At 61.5% G+C, this 19,673-nt stretch carries 18 protein-coding genes, 1 tRNA gene and 2 rRNA genes (1 of these 21 cut by a window edge); 9 read left to right on the top strand and 12 right to left on the bottom strand.

The window, feature by feature from the left end; translation table 11 throughout:
• The 7 genes from NKI47_RS30880 to NKI47_RS30850 all read right to left on the bottom strand — a co-directional run.
• A partial coding sequence (locus NKI47_RS30880; RefSeq protein ID WP_352594875.1) for an ABC transporter ATP-binding protein occupies positions 1–968 on the bottom strand: 968 nt, incomplete at its 3' end.
• Complete coding sequence (locus NKI47_RS30875) at positions 968–2,071, bottom strand: ABC transporter ATP-binding protein (RefSeq protein WP_352594872.1); 1,104 nt, start codon at positions 2,069–2,071, stop codon at positions 968–970. The genes NKI47_RS30880 and NKI47_RS30875, both read right to left, overlap by 1 nt.
• Complete coding sequence (locus NKI47_RS30870; RefSeq protein WP_023675179.1) at positions 2,068–2,289, bottom strand: hypothetical protein; 222 nt, start codon at positions 2,287–2,289, stop codon at positions 2,068–2,070. The genes NKI47_RS30875 and NKI47_RS30870 overlap by 4 nt, the downstream gene beginning before the upstream one ends.
• Positions 2,286–3,245, bottom strand: coding sequence for a carbohydrate ABC transporter permease (locus tag NKI47_RS30865; RefSeq protein WP_352448403.1), 960 nt, complete (start codon positions 3,243–3,245; stop codon positions 2,286–2,288). The genes NKI47_RS30870 and NKI47_RS30865 overlap by 4 nt, the downstream gene beginning before the upstream one ends.
• Position 3,246: 1 nt before the next feature.
• Complete coding sequence (locus tag NKI47_RS30860) at positions 3,247–4,152, bottom strand: carbohydrate ABC transporter permease (protein WP_023722315.1); 906 nt, start codon at positions 4,150–4,152, stop codon at positions 3,247–3,249.
• Between the two features lie 74 nt (positions 4,153–4,226).
• Positions 4,227–5,543, bottom strand: coding sequence for an ABC transporter substrate-binding protein (locus NKI47_RS30855; protein ID WP_352456826.1), 1,317 nt, complete (start codon positions 5,541–5,543; stop codon positions 4,227–4,229).
• A 359-nt stretch (positions 5,544–5,902) separates the two neighbouring features.
• Positions 5,903–6,571, bottom strand: coding sequence for a TetR/AcrR family transcriptional regulator (locus tag NKI47_RS30850; protein WP_352594868.1), 669 nt, complete (start codon positions 6,569–6,571; stop codon positions 5,903–5,905).
• 136 nt (positions 6,572–6,707) lie between these two features.
• Between NKI47_RS30850 and NKI47_RS30845 the strand changes: the two genes are divergently transcribed.
• Genes NKI47_RS30845 through NKI47_RS30835 form a run of 3 tightly spaced genes read left to right on the top strand, consistent with a single transcriptional unit; the run spans position 6,708 to position 9,198 of the window.
• The gene (locus NKI47_RS30845; protein WP_352456828.1) at positions 6,708–7,904 is read left to right on the top strand and encodes a Tm-1-like ATP-binding domain-containing protein; all 1,197 of its coding nucleotides are present in this window, start codon (positions 6,708–6,710) and stop codon (positions 7,902–7,904) included.
• Between the two features lie 11 nt (positions 7,905–7,915).
• Complete coding sequence (locus NKI47_RS30840) at positions 7,916–8,755, top strand: phosphoenolpyruvate hydrolase family protein (RefSeq protein ID WP_352568291.1); 840 nt, start codon at positions 7,916–7,918, stop codon at positions 8,753–8,755.
• Positions 8,756–8,781: 26 nt separating this feature from the next.
• Positions 8,782–9,198, top strand: a complete 417-nt coding sequence (locus NKI47_RS30835) for a cupin domain-containing protein (RefSeq protein WP_352594865.1) — start codon at positions 8,782–8,784, stop codon at positions 9,196–9,198.
• A gap of 2 nt (positions 9,199–9,200) precedes the next feature.
• Here the strand turns inward: NKI47_RS30835 and NKI47_RS30830 are convergent, their stop codons facing one another.
• Both NKI47_RS30830 and NKI47_RS30825 read right to left on the bottom strand, forming a co-directional pair.
• Entirely contained in the window at positions 9,201–9,881 is a 681-nt protein-coding gene (locus NKI47_RS30830; protein WP_352594863.1) for a DUF4304 domain-containing protein, read from the bottom strand.
• 62 nt (positions 9,882–9,943) lie between these two features.
• On the bottom strand, positions 9,944–11,149 hold the full coding sequence (locus NKI47_RS30825) for a M24 family metallopeptidase (protein WP_352594861.1): 1,206 nt from the start codon (positions 11,147–11,149) through the stop codon (positions 9,944–9,946).
• Positions 11,150–11,515: 366 nt separating this feature from the next.
• Between NKI47_RS30825 and NKI47_RS30820 the strand changes: the two genes are divergently transcribed.
• The 6 genes from NKI47_RS30820 to NKI47_RS30795 are packed head-to-tail and all read left to right on the top strand — an operon-like array spanning position 11,516 to position 17,280.
• Entirely contained in the window at positions 11,516–13,126 is a 1,611-nt protein-coding gene (locus NKI47_RS30820) for an ABC transporter substrate-binding protein (protein WP_352594858.1), read from the top strand.
• Positions 13,127–13,177: 51 nt separating this feature from the next.
• Positions 13,178–14,164 carry an ABC transporter permease gene (locus tag NKI47_RS30815; protein ID WP_352594856.1) on the top strand — a complete coding sequence of 329 codons (987 nt, stop codon included), beginning with the start codon at positions 13,178–13,180 and terminating at the stop codon, positions 14,162–14,164.
• Positions 14,161–14,991: an ABC transporter permease gene (locus tag NKI47_RS30810; RefSeq protein WP_352594853.1), complete on the top strand. Its 831-nt coding sequence runs from the start codon at positions 14,161–14,163 to the stop codon at positions 14,989–14,991. The genes NKI47_RS30815 and NKI47_RS30810 overlap by 4 nt, the downstream gene beginning before the upstream one ends.
• Entirely contained in the window at positions 14,988–15,989 is a 1,002-nt protein-coding gene (locus NKI47_RS30805) for an ABC transporter ATP-binding protein (protein WP_352594850.1), read from the top strand. Before NKI47_RS30810 ends, NKI47_RS30805 begins: the two co-directional genes overlap by 4 nt.
• Positions 15,986–16,777 carry an ATP-binding cassette domain-containing protein gene (locus NKI47_RS30800; RefSeq protein ID WP_352594848.1) on the top strand — a complete coding sequence of 264 codons (792 nt, stop codon included), beginning with the start codon at positions 15,986–15,988 and terminating at the stop codon, positions 16,775–16,777. Before NKI47_RS30805 ends, NKI47_RS30800 begins: the two co-directional genes overlap by 4 nt.
• Positions 16,774–17,280 carry an L-2-amino-thiazoline-4-carboxylic acid hydrolase gene (locus NKI47_RS30795; protein WP_352568299.1) on the top strand — a complete coding sequence of 169 codons (507 nt, stop codon included), beginning with the start codon at positions 16,774–16,776 and terminating at the stop codon, positions 17,278–17,280. The genes NKI47_RS30800 and NKI47_RS30795 overlap by 4 nt, the downstream gene beginning before the upstream one ends.
• A 250-nt stretch (positions 17,281–17,530) precedes the next feature.
• On the opposite strand, the gene NKI47_RS30790 is transcribed toward NKI47_RS30795, so the two are convergent.
• From NKI47_RS30790 to NKI47_RS30780, 3 genes are all read right to left on the bottom strand, one after another.
• Positions 17,531–17,607: transfer RNA gene (locus NKI47_RS30790), tRNA-Met, on the bottom strand.
• A 130-nt stretch (positions 17,608–17,737) separates the two neighbouring features.
• A 5S ribosomal RNA gene (rrf, locus tag NKI47_RS30785) occupies positions 17,738–17,852 on the bottom strand.
• Positions 17,853–17,948: 96 nt separating this feature from the next.
• Positions 17,949–19,673 (bottom strand): 23S ribosomal RNA (locus NKI47_RS30780); it runs 1,071 nt beyond the window's last position.

Raw genomic sequence — 19,673 nt, 5'->3', positions numbered from 1 at the left:
TTCTTCTCCCCCCTTTTTTTCTCTCCGTCCTCGCCCGGCGTCCCCCCCGGCGCGGGGGGCGCTACATCGCGGGCCGCGGGACTAAACCCCATCCCGGGCGGGCGACGGGGGGGCCCCGCGCCCGTCTTTAGCCCCCACGAAGTCTTGGTACCCCCCGAAGTCTTGGCACCCCCCGCAAACGGCAATTCGAAATTGAGCGGCGCCATCACCGCACGTCCGTTGACGAGCTTGCCGTCGATGAGGTTCATCGGCGGCGAGCCGACGAAGCTTGCCACGTAGGTGTCGCGCGGATTGTTATAGATCTCGTACGGCGTGCCGGTCTGGACGATGCGGCCATGGTTGAGCACGCCGACCTTGTCACCCATCGACATCGCCTCGATCTGATCATGCGTCACGAACAGGAAGGTGGCGCCAAGCTGCATCTGCAGGTTCTTCAATTCGGTGCGCAGCGCCTCGCGCAATTTGGCGTCGAGCGCCGACAACGGCTCGTCCATCAGGAATACCCGCGGCTTGCGCACGATGGCGCGACCGATCGAGACGCGCTGCATCTCGCCGCCTGAAAGCCTGTCGGTCTTGCGGTCGAGCAGATGCTCGATCCTCAGCGTCCTGGCCGCGCGGTCGACACGATCCTTGATCTCGGCATCGGGCAGCCGGCGGATCTTCGGCTTCAGCGGAAATTCGAGGTTCTGGCGTACCGTATAGCGCGGGTACAGCGAATATTGCTGCAGCACCAGCGCCACGTCACGCTCGGCCGCGCCCCAGTCGGCGACATCGACGCCGTCGATGAAGACCTGGCCTTCGCTCGGTTTTTCCAGGCCGGCAATCATGCGCAGCGTCGTCGTCTTGCCGGCGCCGGTCTCGCCAAGCAGGACGAAGAACTCGCCATCGGCGATGTCGAGATCGAGCCCGGCCAAGGCGGTGTGGTTACCGAACTTCTTTGAGATGTTCTTGAGCTGGATGTGGGCCATCAGAGTCTCACTCCCAGCGATTTGCCGCTCGCCGTGTCGAAGAAATGCGCCTGGCTGGGATCGATTCTGACGAAGACCCTTTCACCGGGGCCGCTGATGAAGCCGCTCTTGGTGCGCGCACGCAGCATCTTGGAGCCGACCTTGAGGTCGACGATGTCGAAGGACCCGAGCGGCTCGACGATCTGCGTCTCCACCGGCAGGAATCCCTCGGCGGCTTCGCGGCGAACGAGGACGCCTTCCGGCCGGATGCCGAGCGCGAGTTGGCTGCCGGCATGGCCGTTGAGCTTCGACAGCAAGGCGCGCGGGAATTCGAAACCGGCGGCCGCATCGCCGACCGTGACCGAGGCCGATGAGGCTTTCTCGGTCACCGAAGTGTCGGCGACGTTCATCACCGGGCTGCCTACAAATTGCGCGACGAAAAGATTCGCCGGATGCGAATAGACCTCGTCCGGCGAGCCGACCTGCTGCAGCACACCTTCATGCATGATGACGATGCGGTCGGCGAGGCTCATCGCCTCGATCTGGTCGTGGGTGACGTAGATGCTGGTCGAGCCCTGCTTGATGTGCAGCCGCTTGATCTCGGCCCGCATCTCCTCGCGCAGCTTGGCATCGAGCGCCCCGATCGGCTCGTCCATCAGCATCGCCTTCGGCCGCCGCACCAAGGCTCGGCCGATCGCCACGCGCTGCATGTCGCCGCCCGACAGCGCCGACGGTTTCTTGGCGAGGAGATCGCTGATCTGCAGCGTCTTGGCGACCGAGCGCACCTCGCTGTCGATCTCGGCCTTGCTCTTGCGCGTCGCCCTGAGCGGAAAGGCGATGTTCTCATAGACGCTCATATGCGGATAGAGCGAGAACGACTGGAAGACCATGGCGATATCGCGATCGGCGGCCTTGAGGTGCTGGACCGGCTTGCCGTCGATGAGGATGTCGCCGCCGTCGATCGTCTCCAGCCCGGCAATCGCCCTGAGCGTCGTCGTCTTCCCGCAGCCCGACTGGCCGAGCAGCACGATGAACTCGTTGTCATCGATCTTCAGGTTGAGGTCCTTGATGACCTGGACGGCGCCGAAATATTTCTGGACGCCTCGAAGCTCGATCTGGGTCAATGCTGTGCCCCCGGATTTGCCCCTTGCCCGGTGCCGGCCTTCTCCTCCGGCGCGATCTTGGAGGTGATGTTGAAGCCGATCAGGCCGATCAGGATGATGGTCACGCCATAGCTGTGCAGCAGCATGTTCCACGGCTGGCAGAGCGCGATGATACCGAGCACCATCAGCACCTGGCTGCCTGGTTCGAGATATTTCTGGTTGATGTCGCGAAAGCTCATTTGCGGATCGCTCCAAACGACATGCCGCGCAACAGGTGGTTGCGGAGCAGGAAGGTGAAGATCGCGACCGGCAGCAGGAACAGGAAGGTTCCGGCGGCAATCACCGTCCAGTCCGGCAGGCCGGAACCGATCTGGCTGGGGATGAAGGGCGGTGCTGTCTGGGCACGGCGGCTGGTCATGATCAGTGCGAAGGCATATTCGTTCCACGCCGTGATAAAGCAGAACACGGCGGTGGCGGCGATGCCGGTGGCGGCCTCGGGCAGCACGATCTTGAAGAAGGCCTCCATGCGCGTATAGCCGTCGACGAGGGCCGCCTCCTCATACTCCTTGGGGATCTCGTCCATGAAGCCTTTCATCAGCCACACCGAGAAGGACAGGTTGAAGGCGGTGTAAAGGATGATCAGGCCGATATGGGAATCGTTGAGGCCGACCGCCCGGTACATCAGGAACATCGGAATGGCGACGACCACCGGCGGCAGCATGCGTGTCGACAGGATGAAGAACAGTAGGTCCGCCTCGCCTTTTACCTTGAAGCGCGAGAACCCATAGGCGGTGAAGGTGCCCATGCCGACGGCCAGGACGGTCGAGGTTATGGCAACGATCAGTGAGTTCATGAAACGGCTCGGATAGCCCGACCACTGCACCTGGCCCTTGCCGTCGCGCACGATCTTTTCGCCCCCATTGAAGACGACGCGCTCCCACCACGGCGCAGCCGCGTACTCCTCCGGCGACGGCGGGCTGCGCAGCTGCGAACGCTTGGTGAACAACTTGACGAAGGGCGATATCTCCGGCTGGAAAACCACAGTCGGCGGAATGGTGGTGGCGAGGTTGCGCGGCTTGAACGCCGTCGAGGCGATCCAGTAGATCGGCGCCAGGAAGATGATCGTCACCAGCAGGACAGCGACGATGGCGACCCGGTTGAAGGTGATTTCGGAAGAAGTGCGGACTGCGGCCATCTCAGCGCTCCTTCACCTTGTTGAGGTATTTGACATAGATGTTGGTGATCGCCAGCACCATGATCAGCACGATGTAGGCGAGCGCGCAGGAACGCCCGGTCTGCCATTCCTGGAACGCCATCTTGTAGAGCCGGATCGAGATCAGCTCGGCCGTCGGCTGGCTGGTCAGGATGTAGGCGAGGTCGAAGGTCTTGAACGCCTCCATGGTGCGGAAGATGACCGCGATCATCAGGATCGGCGCAACCAGCGGCAGCGTTATGCGGAAAAAGGTGTAGAACGGCCCGGCCCTGTCGATCGCGGCTGCCTCGTAGAGATGCTTGGGCACGGCCGACAGGCCGGCCAGCGACAACAGCATGACGAAGGGCGACCACATCCAGATGTCGGTCAGCGCGACCGCATAGAGCGCCATTTTCGGATCCGACAGCCATTCGAAGGTGCCGAGGCCCAGCGCATAATTGATGATGCCGAAGGACGGATCGTAGAGCAGCTTCCAGAACAGGCCGACGACTGCCATCGACAGCATCATCGGCAACAACAGGAGCGTCGTCAGCAGGCCCTTGAGCGGAATGTCGCGATTGAGCAGCATGGCCACGCCGAAGCCGACGAGCAGCTGGCCGGCGACCGAGATGATGACGTATTTTGCGGTGATGGCGAAGTTGGACCAGACATAGGGATCGCTGAGCAGGTCGCGGTAGTTTTGCAGCCCGACGAAATTCGCCGCCGCGCTGGTCGAGGCGCGGAAATCGGTGAACGAATAGCCCAGCGAATAGATCAGCGGGAAGATGTTGAAGACGATCAGAAACAGGATCGTCGGGATGATGAAGAGATTGCGGATCGAAATGTCGCTTAGACCGCGAGCGGCGGCCCGCGAGGACCTGTCCAGCGTGGTGATCATCGTGGTCGCCAAGACTCTGCTCCCGGTTCAAAGATCAGAAAAAGAAACGGAGGAGGCACGAACGCCCCCTCCGTGAAACTTCATACTTATTGGCCGCGGCCGTATTTCTTGAAGGTCGCGTTCCAGTCGGCTGCCAGTGCGTCCAGCGTCTCCTTGGCGGTGCCTTCGCCGCCGATCATGTAAGGATAGATGCGCTGGTTAAGCTGCTGCAGCAGTTCCGCGTATTCCGGAACCGCCCAGAAGTCCTTGACCTTGAACATGGTCTCGTAGAACGCCTTGTTGTAGGGCGTGGCGTTCTGGAATTCGGGCGACTTGAGCACGGCGGCACTGCAGGTGTAGCCGCCAAGCGCTGCCCATTTCTTCTGGGTCTCGTCCTTGATGAACCATTCCAGGAACTTCGTCGCCTCTTCCTGCTTCTGCGAGTAGGAAACGATGGAGATGCCCTGACCGCCGAGTGCGGCGAACTGGTCGCCGTTCGGGCCGGGAGGATTGGCGAAGAAACCGGTGTTCTTGGCATTCGGGTTCGACGCCTCGTTGATCAGTGAGGGGAAGAACGCGAAGTAGTTCATGCTCATCGCGGCCAGGTTTTCAGTGATCGCCTGGTTGTCCTCGACGAAGAACGACTTGGCCCAGCCCGGAGGCGTGAACTTGTAGAGTTCCTTGTAGGCGTCAAGCGCCGCGATCGCCTTGTCGGAGTTGATGAAGCCATCGACCTTGTAGGTCTTATAGTCACCCAGCTCGCCGCCGAAGGAGAACAGCGCGTTTTCGAAGCCCATCGCCATCGCGTCATAGGAATTGTCGGTGTAGATGGCGATGCCGTATTTTTTCTGGTCCGGCCGGTAGAAGAATTCGGCGATGTCGCGTAGCGCCTTGAAATCCTTCGGCACGTCGAGATCGTAGCCATACTTGGCCTTGAAGGCTTCCTTTTCCTTGGGGTCTTCGAACCAGTCCTTGCGATAGGACCAGCCGACGGCGTCGCCTTCGAGCGGAATGGCCCAGTACTTGCTGCTGCCGCCCGGATATTCGGCATAGTATTTCACCGTGGCCGGTGCCATCACTTCACCGACCTTGTGCTTGTTGAAGAAGTCGGTCAGGTCGACATAGTGGCCACCGGTCGAGCCGGCACCGAGCCATTGCGAGTCGCCGACGACCATATCGTAGGCGTCGCCATGGGCGTTGAACTCGGTGAAGGCCTTGGTCTGGAAGTCGGGCCACGGTGTGGTTTCCACCGTGATCTTGACGCCGGTTTCCTTCTCGTACTCGTTGCCGAGTTCCTGCAGGTAATTGGCCGGATCCCATTCCGCCCAGAAGATTGTAAGTTCCTTTTCCTGCGCGTAGACGGACGTTCCGCAGGCGAGCACTAGGCCGATACCAGCAAGCAAGCTGGTCATTGTCTTGCGCATAATGATTTCCTCCCTTGTGCGCATTCTACCGCGTCATGCGAGCCGGCGGCGAGGCCGGCCCTGGTAGTCCTCCCGTGACGGCACCGTTCCGGTTTTTGAGCCTCCTCGTTCGACCGAAACGGATCTTAGCCTTCACCCTTTGATCCGCTTTATTTGTCCTGATCTGGTATTACCAATTTCAGACGAACGTCAAGCTCTTTCTTGAACGGTGGCGGACACGCAGACAAGTTGGTTTCTGCGATATCTGTCTGTTTTCCCTGAATTTTCCTACTCCTTGATACATAAGTGCCTTACTTGGGCCGCTGCATCGCTAGTAGCACAAATGGTCAGGCTGAAAATCTGGTCGAACCAGATTGGCCTCATCTAACGGCCCTCGTCGGCGCGATCCCGTCACCTTCAGCCATCGATTCCGTCACCGCCGCACGCACCAGTGCGCCGGCCGCCCATTGCGCAACCGACATCATACTGCGGCTATCCAATCCCCATATATCCTTCAATACGATCAGCATCTCAACACCGAAGATCAATGACAGCGCCTGCGCGAGCCGCTTGAATTCGCGCGGCGGCAACCGGCCTTTGAGTGGCGCGATCGCATCTTTCAAAAGATCGACGCGATGGCCGCGCGTGAAGGCAGGTTCGCCGTCAAGCGTGCCTGCCTGTCGCTGCGCCCACTGGTCGAGCGACAGTTTCAGCGCCGCCTTGAACGTCGCTTCGAAGACCTCGATGCGCGGCATGGCGGTCTCGAACAGCTCAGCGACCCGGCGCTCGGGATCGGCAGAGCTCGATTTCCACGTAAGGATCGGCCCAAGCCCCTCATCGACCACCGCCTGCACCAACGCCGCCTGGCTCGGAAAATACCGATAGGCGGTGGCGCGCGAGACCTCCGCTGCCTCCGCCACCTCGCTGACGGAGGGCGTGGCGCCCGCCTGCATCAGCTTTGTCGCCGTCTCCAGCATGAGACGCCTGGTGCGCGCGCGGGCCCCGCGCTCTACCTGGGGGTTCGGCCCTTGGCTGGCATTGTCGTCCATTGCCGCTTGTTGACGTGAGACATTCATGTCAATACGATACGCGTGTCTCAAAAAATTGCAATGGCCCTTCGCGCCGTCGAACGGCCGGGCAAAAAGGGGCGGCAACGCCGAGCACGCCCAAGACCGGGGAAACGCGATGAAGCGCATCTATGTGGTGGGCACCGCCGACACCAAGGGCGAGGAACTCGCATTTCTGGCCGATGCGGTCGCGGCTACCGGCGCTTCGATTGCCCGTGTCGACATCGGAACACGCGGCGCGACCGTGCCGGTCGATGTTTCGGCAGACGAGGTCGCCAGCCATCATTCCGAGGGTCGCAATGCCGTGCTCGGCGTCGACGATCGCGGCACCGCGGTGGCGGCGATGGCTGCCGCCTTTGCCCGGTTTGTCCAGTCGCGCAGCGATATTGCCGGGATTATCGGCATTGGCGGCGGTGGCGGCACCTCGATCATCACCGCAGGCATGCGCACGCTGCCGCTCGGTCTGCCCAAGATCATGGTTTCGACGTTGGCCTCGGGTGACACCGCGCCTTACGTCGACGTCTCCGACATCGTCATGATGCCGTCGGTGACCGACATGGCCGGCCTCAACCGGCTTTCGCGTGTCGTGCTGCACAATGCCGCCCAGGCGATATCAGGCATGGCGACAAAGCCGGCGCCGCCGCCCGAGGGCAAACCGTCGCTCGGCCTCACCATGTTCGGCGTCACCACGCCATGCGTGACCGCGATCGCCGATGAGCTTCGTTCGACTTATGACTGCATGGTCTTTCATGCCACCGGCACCGGCGGCCGCACCATGGAAAAATTGGCCGACAGCGGCCTGTTGTCAGGCGTCATCGACATCACAACGACCGAAGTCTGCGACTTGGTGCTTGGCGGCGTGCTGCCGGCGACCGAAGATCGCTTTGGCGCCATCGCCCGCACCGGGCTGCCTTATGTCGGCTCGGTCGGCGCGCTCGACATGGTCAATTTCTGGGCGCCGCCGACAATTCCGGAACGCTATCGCGGCCGGCTGTTCTATGAGCACAATCCAAACGTCACACTGATGCGCACCACTGCCGACGAAAGCAGAACGATCGGCGAATGGATCGGCACAAGGCTGAGCCTCTGCCAGGGTCCGGTTCGTTTCCTCATTCCGGAGAAAGGCGTGTCGGCGCTCGACATTGAAGGCGGCGCCTTCTTCGACCCTGAAGCCGATGCCGCTTTGTTCGAGGCGATCGAGCGTACCATCAAACCCGCCAAAACGCGGCGCGTGCTGCGCCTGCCGCTTCATATCAACGACCCCGAATTCGCCTGGGCTGCCACAACGGCCTTCCTCGACATCGCCAGACAGTGAGACACCAAGACATGGCCGCCATACCGCGCAAGAAAATCCTGGAGAAATTCCGCAAGATGATCGCGGACGGCGTGCCGATCGTCGGCGGCGGTGCCGGCACCGGCCTGTCGGCCAAGGCAGAGGAAGCCGGCGGCATCGACCTGATCATCATCTACAATTCCGGCCGCTACCGCATGGCCGGGCGCGGCTCGGCCGCCGGCCTGCTCGCCTATGGCAACGCCAACGAGATCGTCAAGGAAATGGCCTACGAAGTGCTGCCGGTAGTGAAGAAGACGCCGGTGCTGGCCGGCGTCAACGGCACCGATCCCTTCGTCATCATGCCGCTGCTTTTGGCCGAGTTGAAGACGATGGGCTTTTCCGGTGTGCAGAACTTTCCGACCATCGGCCTGTTCGACGGCCAGATGCGGCAGAGTTTTGAAGAAACCGGCATGGGCTTCGGGCTCGAGGTCGACATGATCGCCGAGGCTCACAAACTCGACCTGTTGACCACGCCCTATGTCTTCAACCCAGACGAGGCGCGCGCCATGACAACAGCTGGCGCCGACATCGTCGTCGCCCATATGGGGGTGACCACCGGCGGCTCGATTGGCGCGACATCGGCTAAATCGCTGGACGACTGTGTGAGCGAGATCGACGCCATCGCCAAAGCGGCACGCTCAGTGCGCGAGGATATGATCCTGCTTTGCCATGGCGGGCCGATCTCGATCCCGGACGACGCCAGATATATTCTCGAGCGCTGCAAGGGCCTGCACGGGTTCTATGGCGCCAGTTCGATGGAGCGGCTGCCGGCGGAAGCCTCGATCGCCAGGCAGACGGCGGATTTCAAGGCCGTCACGTTCGGCGCTGCGTAGAGACCAGCAAAAAGAAGGGTGGGACGATGATCGACAACAGCAAGGTATTCGTATATCCAAAAGACGTTAGCGCCTTCGGCTTCGACTGGGGCAGGCTGTCGCTGACGGTCGCTCCCGAAGTGAACGGCGCAAAGCGATTTTCCGGTGGTGTCGTCGACCTACCGTCAGGCAAAGGCCATACGCGTCATAACCATCCGGGTGCGGAGGAGATCATCTTTGTCATCTCAGGCAATGGCGAGCAGATGGTCGAAGACGAGAAAGGCAACCCGGTCGTCGAGAAAGTCGGCCCCGGCTGCACCATCTATGTGCCGGAAAGCCGCTTCCACTCGACGCTCAATACCGGCGACGGGCCGATGCAGCTTTTCGTCGTCTATTCGCCGGCCGGGCCGGAACTGGCGTTGCGGGAGTTGCCGGATTTCAGGTTGATCCCGCCGGGCAGATAATGTCACAGGCTGAGGCCAATCTTCATCGCACGAGCGACCCTTGCTAGGTTGTTAGTATCGCTTTCCAGAGCGAGCCTATCCGGCAAAGTGGGGACATCGCGCTCTGATCGGAAAGCATCCGGCGAAGGTAAGCGCGCCACCCAATAGGACAAACAGTTTTCCGCTGCCTCTGGACCAAGCTGCCAGAGTACAAATCGAACAGCATTTTCAGGGAACATGAAGCCCGGAACTTCAGAACATGCGACCTGTTCGGCTAGTTTGCGCGGAACGTCGAAACGTTCGAAGAGCGGCAGGACAGTCGTTTGGATGTTGGCAACGATGTTCGCGATTTCAGCCTGGCGGGTATGCGGGTTTACGATGTTCCATGTCCGCCAATGATGCGGGGTTCGCAAATTGCCAAGCTGTCCACCGGCGACCCAATCGCTGGCACTGGCGGGCCAAGCGCTTCGCTCGTCCCACTCCTTTATTGCCTTGCTGTAGACCGACGCATGCACGACGAGTTCGACGTACTCGCCGCCGACGTTTAGATAGTTTGATTGAAAGGAGATTTTGAATGCCCAGTCGCCGGCCCGACGACTCGCATGAGGACCGCTTTTCGCAAAGCGGAACCCAATCGGTTCGAATTCCATGGAGATCTGCTCGCACCCGTCGATAAAGACCTGCTTGGGCAGTTCGCGTTCCATATCGGCAAATGCTCGCTGGCGTGACCAATTATTTGCTCGGACGAGGTAATCTCAAGAACGGGCTAGGTACCAGCGCCTAAGCCGCCCCCGCCCCTGTTCCAGCCCCGGCCCCGATCGCCGAACATGACGTAACCGGCATCGGTCACCGCCACCGTGTCCTCCAGCTTGATGAAGCCGCGCGTCGGGTGGAGCATGGTCGTCTCGACCGAAAGCACCATATTCTTCTCCAGCGGCTTTGCGGCATAGGTGCCTTCATAGGTCACCGGATGGTTGGTCATCAGGAACGGCGCTTCATGCGTGATCAGCCCCATGCCATGCGCGAAGAAATCAGTATAGGCCGCAACCTTGGATTTCTTCAGAACGCCTTCGGCATGAGAAATCATGTCACCGCCCAGCGTGCCCGCCTTGACCTTGGAGAAGGCCGCCTGCTGCACTGTCTCGATCTCGGCCAGCAGATCCTCGAGTTCGGCGTCAGGGTCGCTCAGCACGCCCATGCGGCAAAGATCGCCGATGTAGCCGTGGTAGTTGCCGCCGGAATCGATCGACATCACCTCGCCCTTCCTCCACGCCTGCGGCGAGGCGGCGCGGTTGTGGCTGGAGCCTAGCGTCAACAGGCAATATTCGAAATGCGCGCCGCGATTGGTCTCCTCGCGCCTGAGCTGTTCGATGATCTCGCTCTTGGTCGTGCCTTCGCGTGCCCAGCCGATGGTCGCCAGCATGGAATCGGTGATCAGCTCCGAAGCGATGCGCAGCTTTTCCAGCTCCGCCTCGGTTTTGATTGCCCGCATGCGCTCCAGCATATCAGTCGCATCGATCAGCTTGGCATCCGGCAACGCGTTGCGGATCAGCATATAGGCGTCGGACGGCAGGAAGGCGGGCTCGATGCCGATGCGGGCATTGCCCTTGCCGATTTTTCGCAAATGCTCGACCGCCAGATTGGCGGCATCGAGCGTACCCCAGCAGGCGGCATGCAGTGTCGGCGTCCAGAACGGATGATTCTGGTGCTCGCCGCCTTCCATGCGGTTGCCGATATAGGCGGCATGCTCCGGCCCACCTTTCTCATAGACGACGACAGGCAGATAACGGCTGTGGCCGATTGCATCCATGGCGGCGAAGAAGATGAACTTGTAGCCGCCAAGCAGATATTGCGTGTTGTGCTTGGAGGTGGCGAGCAGCGCGTCGATGCCGGCCTCCTCCATCAGCCCGTCCACCCTGGCCTGGTCGAACGGCACGCTGCCGACGGCATTCTTGCCTGGGGCAATGTTCATGTCTCTCTCCCTGAAATCCCTTAGCCGGCCGCTCGCCGGCACCGGCTTTTCCGGCTCTGAACCTCGGCTATGCTTAAATCTGCATCATTTTGCCCGATCTGGTCCAGCCAGAACGGGCGAATCAGTCCCAAAAGCTGCTCCACCTGCTGCACTTTACTCCAGTCTGGTCCTGCTAGAACCGCGCATCGAACCGTTTTCTGTACAACTGGTCCAGCGGACGGAAATTTCAAAGCCACATAGAGATGCGCCAATTCCGTCTTTGGCGAAACCCCGCACAAGGCCCATAATCAGCTTTGCAGGATGCTTACGAGCGTCCGAGGGGTACGGCGGACCCGGCCGGGTCCGCGGAGAGGACGGAGTTCGATCATGCCAGAGTTCACCATTTCCAGACGTACAATGCTGGCCGGTTCGGCATTGCTGTTGGCCTCCACCGCCATGCCGACGATCGGCTCGGCGCAGACGCCGAGAAAGGGCGGACGACTGGTTGTCGCCGCCGATTCCGAGCCGCGCAACCTCAATCCGGCGATTGTCGCCTCGAACGGCGTCTTCTTCATCTCGAGCAAGATCGTGGAAACCTTGGCCGAGGCCTCCTTCGGCGGCAAGGACGGGCTCGAGCCACGGCTGGCGCTCAGCTGGGAAGGTGCCGCCGACGGCCTGTCGGTGACGTTCAAGCTGCGCGAGGGCGTCAAATGGCATGATGGCAAACCCTTCACCTCCGCCGATGTCGCCTTCTCGGCGCTGCAGGTCTGGAAGCCGCTGCAGAATCTCGGCCGCACCGTGTTCAAGGATCTGGAGGCGGTCGACACGCCGGACGAAACCACCGCCGTGTTCAAATTCGCCAAGCCGACACCGTTCCAGCTGATCCGCAACGCCTTGCCGGCGCTGAGCAGCGTGGTGCCCAAGCACATCTACGAGACCGGAAAGATCGAGGACAACCCGGCCAACAACGTCCCGGTCGGCACCGGACCGTTCAAATTTGCCGAACACAAGCCCGGCGAATATTACCGGCTGGAGAAGAACACCGACTATTGGGGCAAGGACGAGCCCTATCTCGACGAGATCATCTATCAGGTGCTGCCGGACCGCACGTCGGCGGCCAGCGCCCTGGAAGCCGAAGAGATCCAGCTCGCCGCCTTCTCCGCCGTGCCCCTGGCCGATCTCGACCGCATCTCCAAAGTGCCCGGTCTCAAGGTGATCACCAAGGGTTATGAAGGGCTGACCTACCAGCTCGTCGTCGAGATCAATCATCGCCGCAAGGAGCTGGCCGACCTGAAAGTACGCCAGGCGATCGCTCACGCCATCGACAAGGATTTCGTCGTCAAGACGGTATTCCTTGGCTATGCCGCCACCGCCACTGGCCCGGTGCCGAAAAACGACCCGCAATTCTACACCGCCGACGTGCCGACCTACGCCTTCGACGTCGCCAAGGCCAACGCCTTGCTTGACGAGGCCGGCTACAGCCGGGGCGATGACGGCAAGCGCTTTTCACTGAGGTTGCTACCGGCGCCCTACTTCAACGAAACCAAGCAGTTCGGCGACTATCTGCGCCAGGCGCTCGCAGCCATCGGCATCGACGCCCAACTGGTCAACAACGACTCTGCCGCGCATATCAAGGCTGTCTACACCGACCACGCCTTTGACCTTGCGGTCGGGCCGCCGGTGTTCCGCGGCGATCCGGCGATCTCGACCACCATCCTGGTGCAGAGCGGCATTCCCGACGGCGTGCCCTTCTCCAACCAGGGTGGCTACAAGAATGCCGATCTCGACGCCCTGATCGCCAAGGCATCGGAGACGCTCGACACCGCCGCCCGCACTGAACTCTACAAGGAGTTCCAGAGAAAAGTTGCCGCCGACCTGCCGCTGATCAACGTCGCCGAATGGAGTTTCATCAGCGTCGCCCGTGATACGGTCAACAACATCGCCAACAACCCGCGCTGGGCGGTATCGAACTGGGCGGACACTTGGCTGGAGGGGTAAGGAAGTCTCTCCAGACTTGCGCGCCGCTTGTGTGGGTGCTCAGCTTCAGCGATGACCCGCGCCGTCATCCTCCTTCGCCGCCGTCTCGTCGGCAGCATCTTCGTGCTGCTGATTGTCGTCATCGGCACGTTCCTGTTGCTCGAAGCCGCTCCCGGCGACGCGGTCGATGCCTACATCGTCTCGACCGGAGGCGACGCCGGCATGATCGAGCTGTTGCGTCACCGCTGGGGGCTCGACCAGTCGGAGCTGACACGGCTCGCCAATTATCTTTGGGCGCTGCTGCATCTCGATCTCGGCCAATCGGTCACCTTTTCGCGGCCGATCCGCGATGTCATCCTCGAGCGCCTGCCCAACACGCTGCTGTTGATGGGCAGCGCCACCGCGCTCTCCTTCGGCCTCGGCTCGGCGCTCGGCATCTATGCCGGCGCCAGTCCCGGCAGCTTCCGCGATCGCTTCCTCTCCATCGGTTCGCTGGCGCTCTATGCCGTGCCGGGCTTCTGGCTCGGGCTTGTGCTGATCATTGTCTTCGCCGTCGACCTGCGCTGGTTTCCGATCGGCGGCATCGAGAGTATCGCCTCGGACAAGACCGGCCTCGATCGTGCCGCCGATATCGCCCGCCATCTCGTCCTGCCGGTTTCGGCGCTCGGCTTCATTTATCTGGCGCTCTATCTGCGCATGATGCGCGCCGGCATGGCCGAGGTGTGGCGACAGGACTTTGTGCTGGCCGCCCGTGCCAGGGGACTTTCCCGCCGTCGCATCGTGCTCGCCCACGTCGCCCGCAACGCGCTGTTGCCGCTGGTCACCATGTTCGGCCTGCAGTCCGCGCAGATGCTGGGCGGCAGCGTCGTCATCGAAAGCGTCTTTTCCGTGCCAGGCCTTGGCCGACTGGCGCAGGAAGCGGTGGCCGCGCGGGATACCCCACTACTGCTCGGCATTATTCTCACCAGCGCTGTCCTGGTCGTCATCATCAACCTTCTCGTCGACATCGCCTACGCCTTCCTCGATCCGCGCGTCGGCGCCAGTGAGGCCAGCGCATGAGTCCGCTTGCCCGCTTCCTGCGCACGCCGGAGGCTGTCGCCGGCGCGGTCATCCTGGCGGCGCTGTTTGCCGTGGCTTTTGCCGCGCCTTTGTTCTTTCCCGGCGATCCGCAGGCGATTGCCGGACCGGCGTTGCTGCCGCCGTTCCAGGACTGGTCGCTGCCACTCGGCACCGACCGCCTCGGCCGCGACGTGCTAGCCGAGCTTCTCCACGGCGCCCGCACCTCGCTGGCGGTCGGGCTGACAGCAGCAGCCGTCGCCCTTGCCGTCGGCGCCGTGATCGGCACGTTGGCCGGTTTTGCCGGCGGCGTTGTCGACGAGATGCTGATGCGCATCGCCGACGCGTTCCAGACCGTGCCAGCCTTCCTGCTGGCTTTGGCTTTCGTGAGCATCGTCGGGCCGTCGCTCGGCGTCGTCGTCGCGGCGATCGCGCTTGGCGCCTGGACCGGACCGGCACGCGTGGCGCGGGCCGAAGTGCTGTCGATCCGCGAGCGCGATTTTGTTGCCGGCGCCCGCGTCATCGGCATGCATCCGCTGGAGATCGCCTTTCGCGAGGTGCTCCCCAATGCGCTGCCGCCGGTAATGGCTTTGTCGTCGGTGATCGTCGCCGCGGCGATTCTCACCGAAGCGGCATTGTCCTTTCTCGGCCTCGGCGATCCCAACCGGGTTACCTGGGGCGGCATGATCGCCGAAGGCCGCGCCGTGCTGCGCACCGCGCCCTTCCTGTCGATCATTCCGGGCGTAGCGCTCGTGCTCACCGTGCTCGGCGTCTATCTCGCCGGCGAAGGCGTCGTCGAGACCACGGCGATGAGGAGGAGCCTGTCGTGACGGCGCTTGCTTCGATCCGCAATCTGACGGTGACCTATCGCCGCGACGGCGCCGAGATAGCGGCGCTGAAGAATGTCGGCTTCGACATCACCGCCGGCGAGCGCTTTGCCATCATCGGTGAAAGCGGTTCGGGCAAGAGCACGCTGGCGCTGGCCATTGCCGGCCTGCTGCCGGCCACCGCCAGGATCGAAGGCCGCATCGATTGGCTCTTGCGCCCGCCACCAATGTTTGGTGCCAAGGCACCCCCCTCTGTCCTGCCGGACATCTCCCCCTCAGAGGGGGAGATCGGCAGTTCCGCAGCCGGTTCCTTTCCGCCAGCTTCGGTGATTGGCGAAGGCAGAGATGAAAGTGCAATCTCCCCCCTTGAGGGGGAGATGTCCGGCAGGACAGAGGGGGGCGCGACAGAGCGCCGACCATTCGTCATTGCGACAAGCCACACCCCCATCGGCGGCCGCGATATCGGCTTCGTTTTCCAGGACCCATCCGCCAGTCTCGACCCGGTGATGCCAATCGGCAAGCAGATCGCGGAAGTCGCGTGCACTCATCTTGGCCTCAGTTGGCGAGACGCCTATGCCAAGGCAAAAACCCTGCTCGAGCGCGTCCGCCTGCCCGATCCGGACGCTGCCCTCTGCGCCTTCCCGCACCAGCTCTCCGGCGGCCAGAAGCAGCGTGTGGCGATCGCCGCGGCGATTGCTGCCGGTCCGAAACTGCTGATCGCCGACGAGGCGACCAGCGCGCTGGATACGATCGTGCAGGCCGAGATCGTCGGGCTGATCCGGCGACTGGTGGCCGAGGACGGTATGACGCTGCTGTTCATCAGCCACGACATTGCGCTGGCCGCTGAGCTTGCGGAGCGCATCGCGGTGTTCCGGCATGGCGAGCTGCTCGAGCTCGGTTCGACAGCCCAAATCGTCAATGCGCCGCGTCACGCATACACTCGTGTGCTGCTTGACGCTCATCTCGGCCTCGACGCCGAGCCGCTGTTGCGGCGAACATGACCGACCCGCTGCTCGCCGTTTCCGGCCTGACCAAACGATACAGTCGCGGCGGCAAGATCATCGCCGCGGTCGACGACGTTTCCTTCCACATCGACCCCGGCGAGACGCTGGCGCTAGCCGGACCTTCCGGCAGCGGCAAGTCGACGATAGCTCGTCTAGTGCTCCGGCTCATCGAATTCGATACCGGCCGTATCGAATTTGAAGGCAGCGATTTCCTGTCGCTGAACGGCGCTGCCTTGCGCGGCCGGCGCGCCCGTCTTCAGATGGTGTTTCAGGATCCGCTCGCCGCCTTGAACCCACGCGCCACAGTCGCGCGTGTGCTCGACGACCCCTTGCGCATCCATCACATTGCCTCTGGCCCCGAGCGCCCGCGCCGTATTGCAGCTCTGCTGGAACGCGTCGGCCTCAGCCCCGGTCTCGCCGGCCGCGCCATTCACGAAATTTCCGGCGGTCAGCGCCAGCGCGTTGCAATCGCCCGCGCCATCGCCACGAAACCGTCGCTGGTCGTGCTCGACGAGGCCGTGTCGGCGCTCGACGTTTCGGTTCGTGCGCAGATCCTGCAACTGCTGCTCGACCTTCAACGCGAGGAGCGCATCGCCTATCTATTCATTTCGCACGATCTCGGCGTCGTCCGTGCCATCGCCCACCGCATGGCCATTCTGGACGCCGGGCGGATTGCCGAGAGCGGCGATGCCCGCACCGTCATCGACGCGCCGCAATCCGCGATCGGCAAGGCGCTGGTAGCGGCAGCGCCAAGACTGTCAAGGATCGAACAGGACGCATCATGACCGACGCCGAAGCCCGAGCCGAAAAACTGTCGCGCGAACTCGATTCCGCCTTCCGCAACCGCGCCGATCTCTATCGTCTGTTCCTCGACGAGCTAACCGCGGAGTTGGGCGCGGAAAAAGCCGAGGCGATTATGATCCGTATAATCGAACAACGCGGCAAGGAGGTTGCGGCGGCGGCCTTTGCCGATTTCGGCCCGAACGATGCACCGGCGATCGGCGAGGCGTTCCTGGCCGTCAGCCCGGATGGCGGCCGCATGTATCCGACCGACGTCGAACGCAGCCAAGGCCGCATCGCCTTCAAGGTCAAGCGCTGTCCGCTGAAGGACGCCTGGGTCGAAGCCGGCGTCGGCGACGAGAAGCTCGCCACGCTCTGCCGAATCGCCGGCGCCTTCGACCGCGGCCTGTTCGAGGCCACCGGAGTGCGCTTCGACAACGTCACCTGGACGCCGGGCCACGGTTCCGGCTGCTGCCACATCGCCTTGACCAACCGGGATGCCGGCTAGAGCTGCATCCATGCAGCACATTCAGGTGCCGGCAGGACGTGGAACTTCGTCGCGGCGCGCGAGCTTCGGTGTTTGGCAGCACGCCCCAAAACAAAAAAACCCCGGCGCTGTAAGGCTACCGGGGTTTTTGCGGGGGCTGGACCTGCCTTGGTGTCTCGCTGTGTCTGCTTCGTGCGAGTCCCTGACGGGGATCGAACCAATCGGCCAGCAAAACGAAAACGGCCCGCACAAGGCGGGCCGTTTTCGAATTTGGTTGCGGGGACAGGATTTGAACCTGTGACCTTCAGGTTATGAGCCTGACGAGCTACCGGGCTGCTCCACCCCGCGTCAACCCTAGAAGTAAGCCTTGGCTCACTGGATTCAAGCTTCCGCCAAATGAAAAGGCCGCTTGCGCGGCCCGATATCCCGTTGGCGGGCCTGTTCGTAAGGAGAAGATTAAACCACGTGCGCTTGGCAGACCTGGCAGCGACCTACTCTCCCGCGTCTTGAGACGAAGTACCATCAGCGCTGGAGCGTTTCACGGCCGAGTTCGGAATGGGATCGGGTGCAGCCGCTCCGCCATAACCACCAGGTCGGCAAAACGCACGTTGCTCGAGAAGCTGTTTTCTGTGCCATCCATCTCGGCGCAATCCAAGGATTGTCACCAGAAATGGGCATTAGGAATGAGAACGATCAAGCCGATCGAACTATTAGTACCGGTAAGCTTCAAGCGTTGCCGCTCTTCCACACCCGGCCTATCAACGTGGTCGTCTTCCACGGTTCTCAGGGAATACTCGTTTTAAGGTGGGTTTCCCGCTTAGATGCCTTCAGCGGTTATCCCGTCCGGATATAGCTACCCTGCTATGCGGCTGGCGCCACAACAGGTCCACCAGAGATCCGTCCATCCCGGTCCTCTCGTACTAGGGACAGATCCTTTCAATATTCCTACACCCACGGCAGATAGGGACCGAACTGTCTCACGACGTTCTGAACCCAACTCACGTACCGCTTTAAATGGCGAACAGCCATACCCTTGGGACCTGCTCCAGCCCCAGGATGCGATGAGTCGACATCGAGGTGCCAAACAACCCCGTCGATATGGACTCTTGGGGGTCATCAGCCTGTTATCCCCGGCGTACCTTTTATCCGTTGAGCGATGGCCCTTCCACGCGGGACCACCGGATCACTATGACCGACTTTCGTCTCTGCTCGACTTGTCAGTCTCGCAGTCAGGCAGGCTTATGCCATTGCACTCAGCGAACGATTTCCGACCGTTCTGAGCCCACCATCGCGCGCCTCCGTTACTCTTTAGGAGGCGACCGCCCCAGTCAAACTACCCACCATACATTGTCCCGGACCCGGATAACGGGCCGCGGTTAGACATCCATAGTGATAAGGGTGGTATTTCAAGGGTGGCTCCACCTGAGCTGGCGCCCAGGTTTCAAAGCCTACCACCTATCCTACACATGCCACTACGAATGCCAATGTAAAGCTATAGTAAAGGTGCACGGGGTCTTTCCGTCTAACCGCAGGAACCCCGCATCTTCACGGGGAATTCAATTTCACTGAGTCTATGCTGGAGACAGCGGGGAAGTCGTTACGCCATTCGTGCAGGTCGGAACTTACCCGACAAGGAATTTCGCTACCTTAGGACCGTTATAGTTACGGCCGCCGTTTACTGGGGCTTCGATTCAGAGCTTGCACCCCTCCTCTTAACCTTCCAGCACCGGGCAGGCGTCAGACCCTATACGTCGTCTTGCGACTTCGCAGAGCCCTGTGTTTTTGATAAACAGTCGCTACCCCCTGGTCTGTGCCACCCTCCCATGCTTGCGCATGAAAGGGTCACGCTTCTTCCGAAGTTACGCGTGCAATTTGCCGAGTTCCTTCAGCATAGTTCTCTCAAGCGCCTTGGTATACTCTACCAGTCCACCAGTGTCGGTTTCGGGTACGGTCTATAAGGAGGAGCTATTTCCTGGAACCACGCAGCAGCCCTTTCAATCCGATAAGATTGGACTACCTCAATGATCCGTCACTTCCTCCAGGCCCACGAATATTAACGTGGTTCCCATCGTCTACGCATTTCTGCCTCGACTTAGGGGCCGGCTAACCCTGCTCAGATTAGCTTTAAGCAGGAACCCTTGGACTTTCGGCGGGGGAGTCTCTCACTCCCCTTACGTTACTCATGTCAGCATTCGCACTTCTGATACCTCCACCACCCCTCACGGGTATGGCTTCATCAGCTTACAGAACGCTCCGCTACCGCTTGCATTGCTGCAAACCCTAAGCTTCGGTGTATGGCTTTAGCCCCGTTACATTTTCGGCGCAAAGACCCTTATTTAGACCAGTGAGCTGTTACGCTTTCTTTAAATGATGGCTGCTTCTAAGCCAACATCCTGGTTGTTTTGGGATCCTCA

This window comes from Mesorhizobium sp. M0633 (genome assembly GCF_040320645.1).
Taxonomy (GTDB): Bacteria; Pseudomonadota; Alphaproteobacteria; order Rhizobiales; family Rhizobiaceae; genus Mesorhizobium.
This window is presented reverse-complemented; position numbering and strand designations above follow the sequence as displayed.

What these genes read in the sequence shown, in the direction of transcription:
- NKI47_RS30865 (WP_352448403.1), bottom strand. Translation starts at nt 3,245, where the DNA reads ATGGCCGCAGTCCGCACTTCTTCCGAAATCACCTTCAACCGGGTCGCC.
- NKI47_RS30855 (WP_352456826.1), bottom strand. Translation starts at nt 5,543, where the DNA reads ATGCGCAAGACAATGACCAGCTTGCTTGCTGGTATCGGCCTAGTGCTC.
- NKI47_RS30795 (WP_352568299.1), top strand. Translation starts at nt 16,774, where the DNA reads ATGACCGACGCCGAAGCCCGAGCCGAAAAACTGTCGCGCGAACTCGAT.
- NKI47_RS30850 (WP_352594868.1), bottom strand. Translation starts at nt 6,571, where the DNA reads ATGGACGACAATGCCAGCCAAGGGCCGAACCCCCAGGTAGAGCGCGGG.
- NKI47_RS30800 (WP_352594848.1), top strand. Translation starts at nt 15,986, where the DNA reads ATGACCGACCCGCTGCTCGCCGTTTCCGGCCTGACCAAACGATACAGT.
- NKI47_RS30820 (WP_352594858.1), top strand. Translation starts at nt 11,516, where the DNA reads ATGCCAGAGTTCACCATTTCCAGACGTACAATGCTGGCCGGTTCGGCA.
- NKI47_RS30815 (WP_352594856.1), top strand. Translation starts at nt 13,178, where the DNA reads ATGACCCGCGCCGTCATCCTCCTTCGCCGCCGTCTCGTCGGCAGCATC.
- NKI47_RS30825 (WP_352594861.1), bottom strand. Translation starts at nt 11,149, where the DNA reads ATGAACATTGCCCCAGGCAAGAATGCCGTCGGCAGCGTGCCGTTCGAC.
- NKI47_RS30845 (WP_352456828.1), top strand. Translation starts at nt 6,708, where the DNA reads ATGAAGCGCATCTATGTGGTGGGCACCGCCGACACCAAGGGCGAGGAA.
- NKI47_RS30835 (WP_352594865.1), top strand. Translation starts at nt 8,782, where the DNA reads ATGATCGACAACAGCAAGGTATTCGTATATCCAAAAGACGTTAGCGCC.
- NKI47_RS30840 (WP_352568291.1), top strand. Translation starts at nt 7,916, where the DNA reads ATGGCCGCCATACCGCGCAAGAAAATCCTGGAGAAATTCCGCAAGATG.
- NKI47_RS30870 (WP_023675179.1), bottom strand. Translation starts at nt 2,289, where the DNA reads ATGAGCTTTCGCGACATCAACCAGAAATATCTCGAACCAGGCAGCCAG.
- NKI47_RS30810 (WP_352594853.1), top strand. Translation starts at nt 14,161, where the DNA reads ATGAGTCCGCTTGCCCGCTTCCTGCGCACGCCGGAGGCTGTCGCCGGC.
- NKI47_RS30830 (WP_352594863.1), bottom strand. Translation starts at nt 9,881, where the DNA reads ATGGAACGCGAACTGCCCAAGCAGGTCTTTATCGACGGGTGCGAGCAG.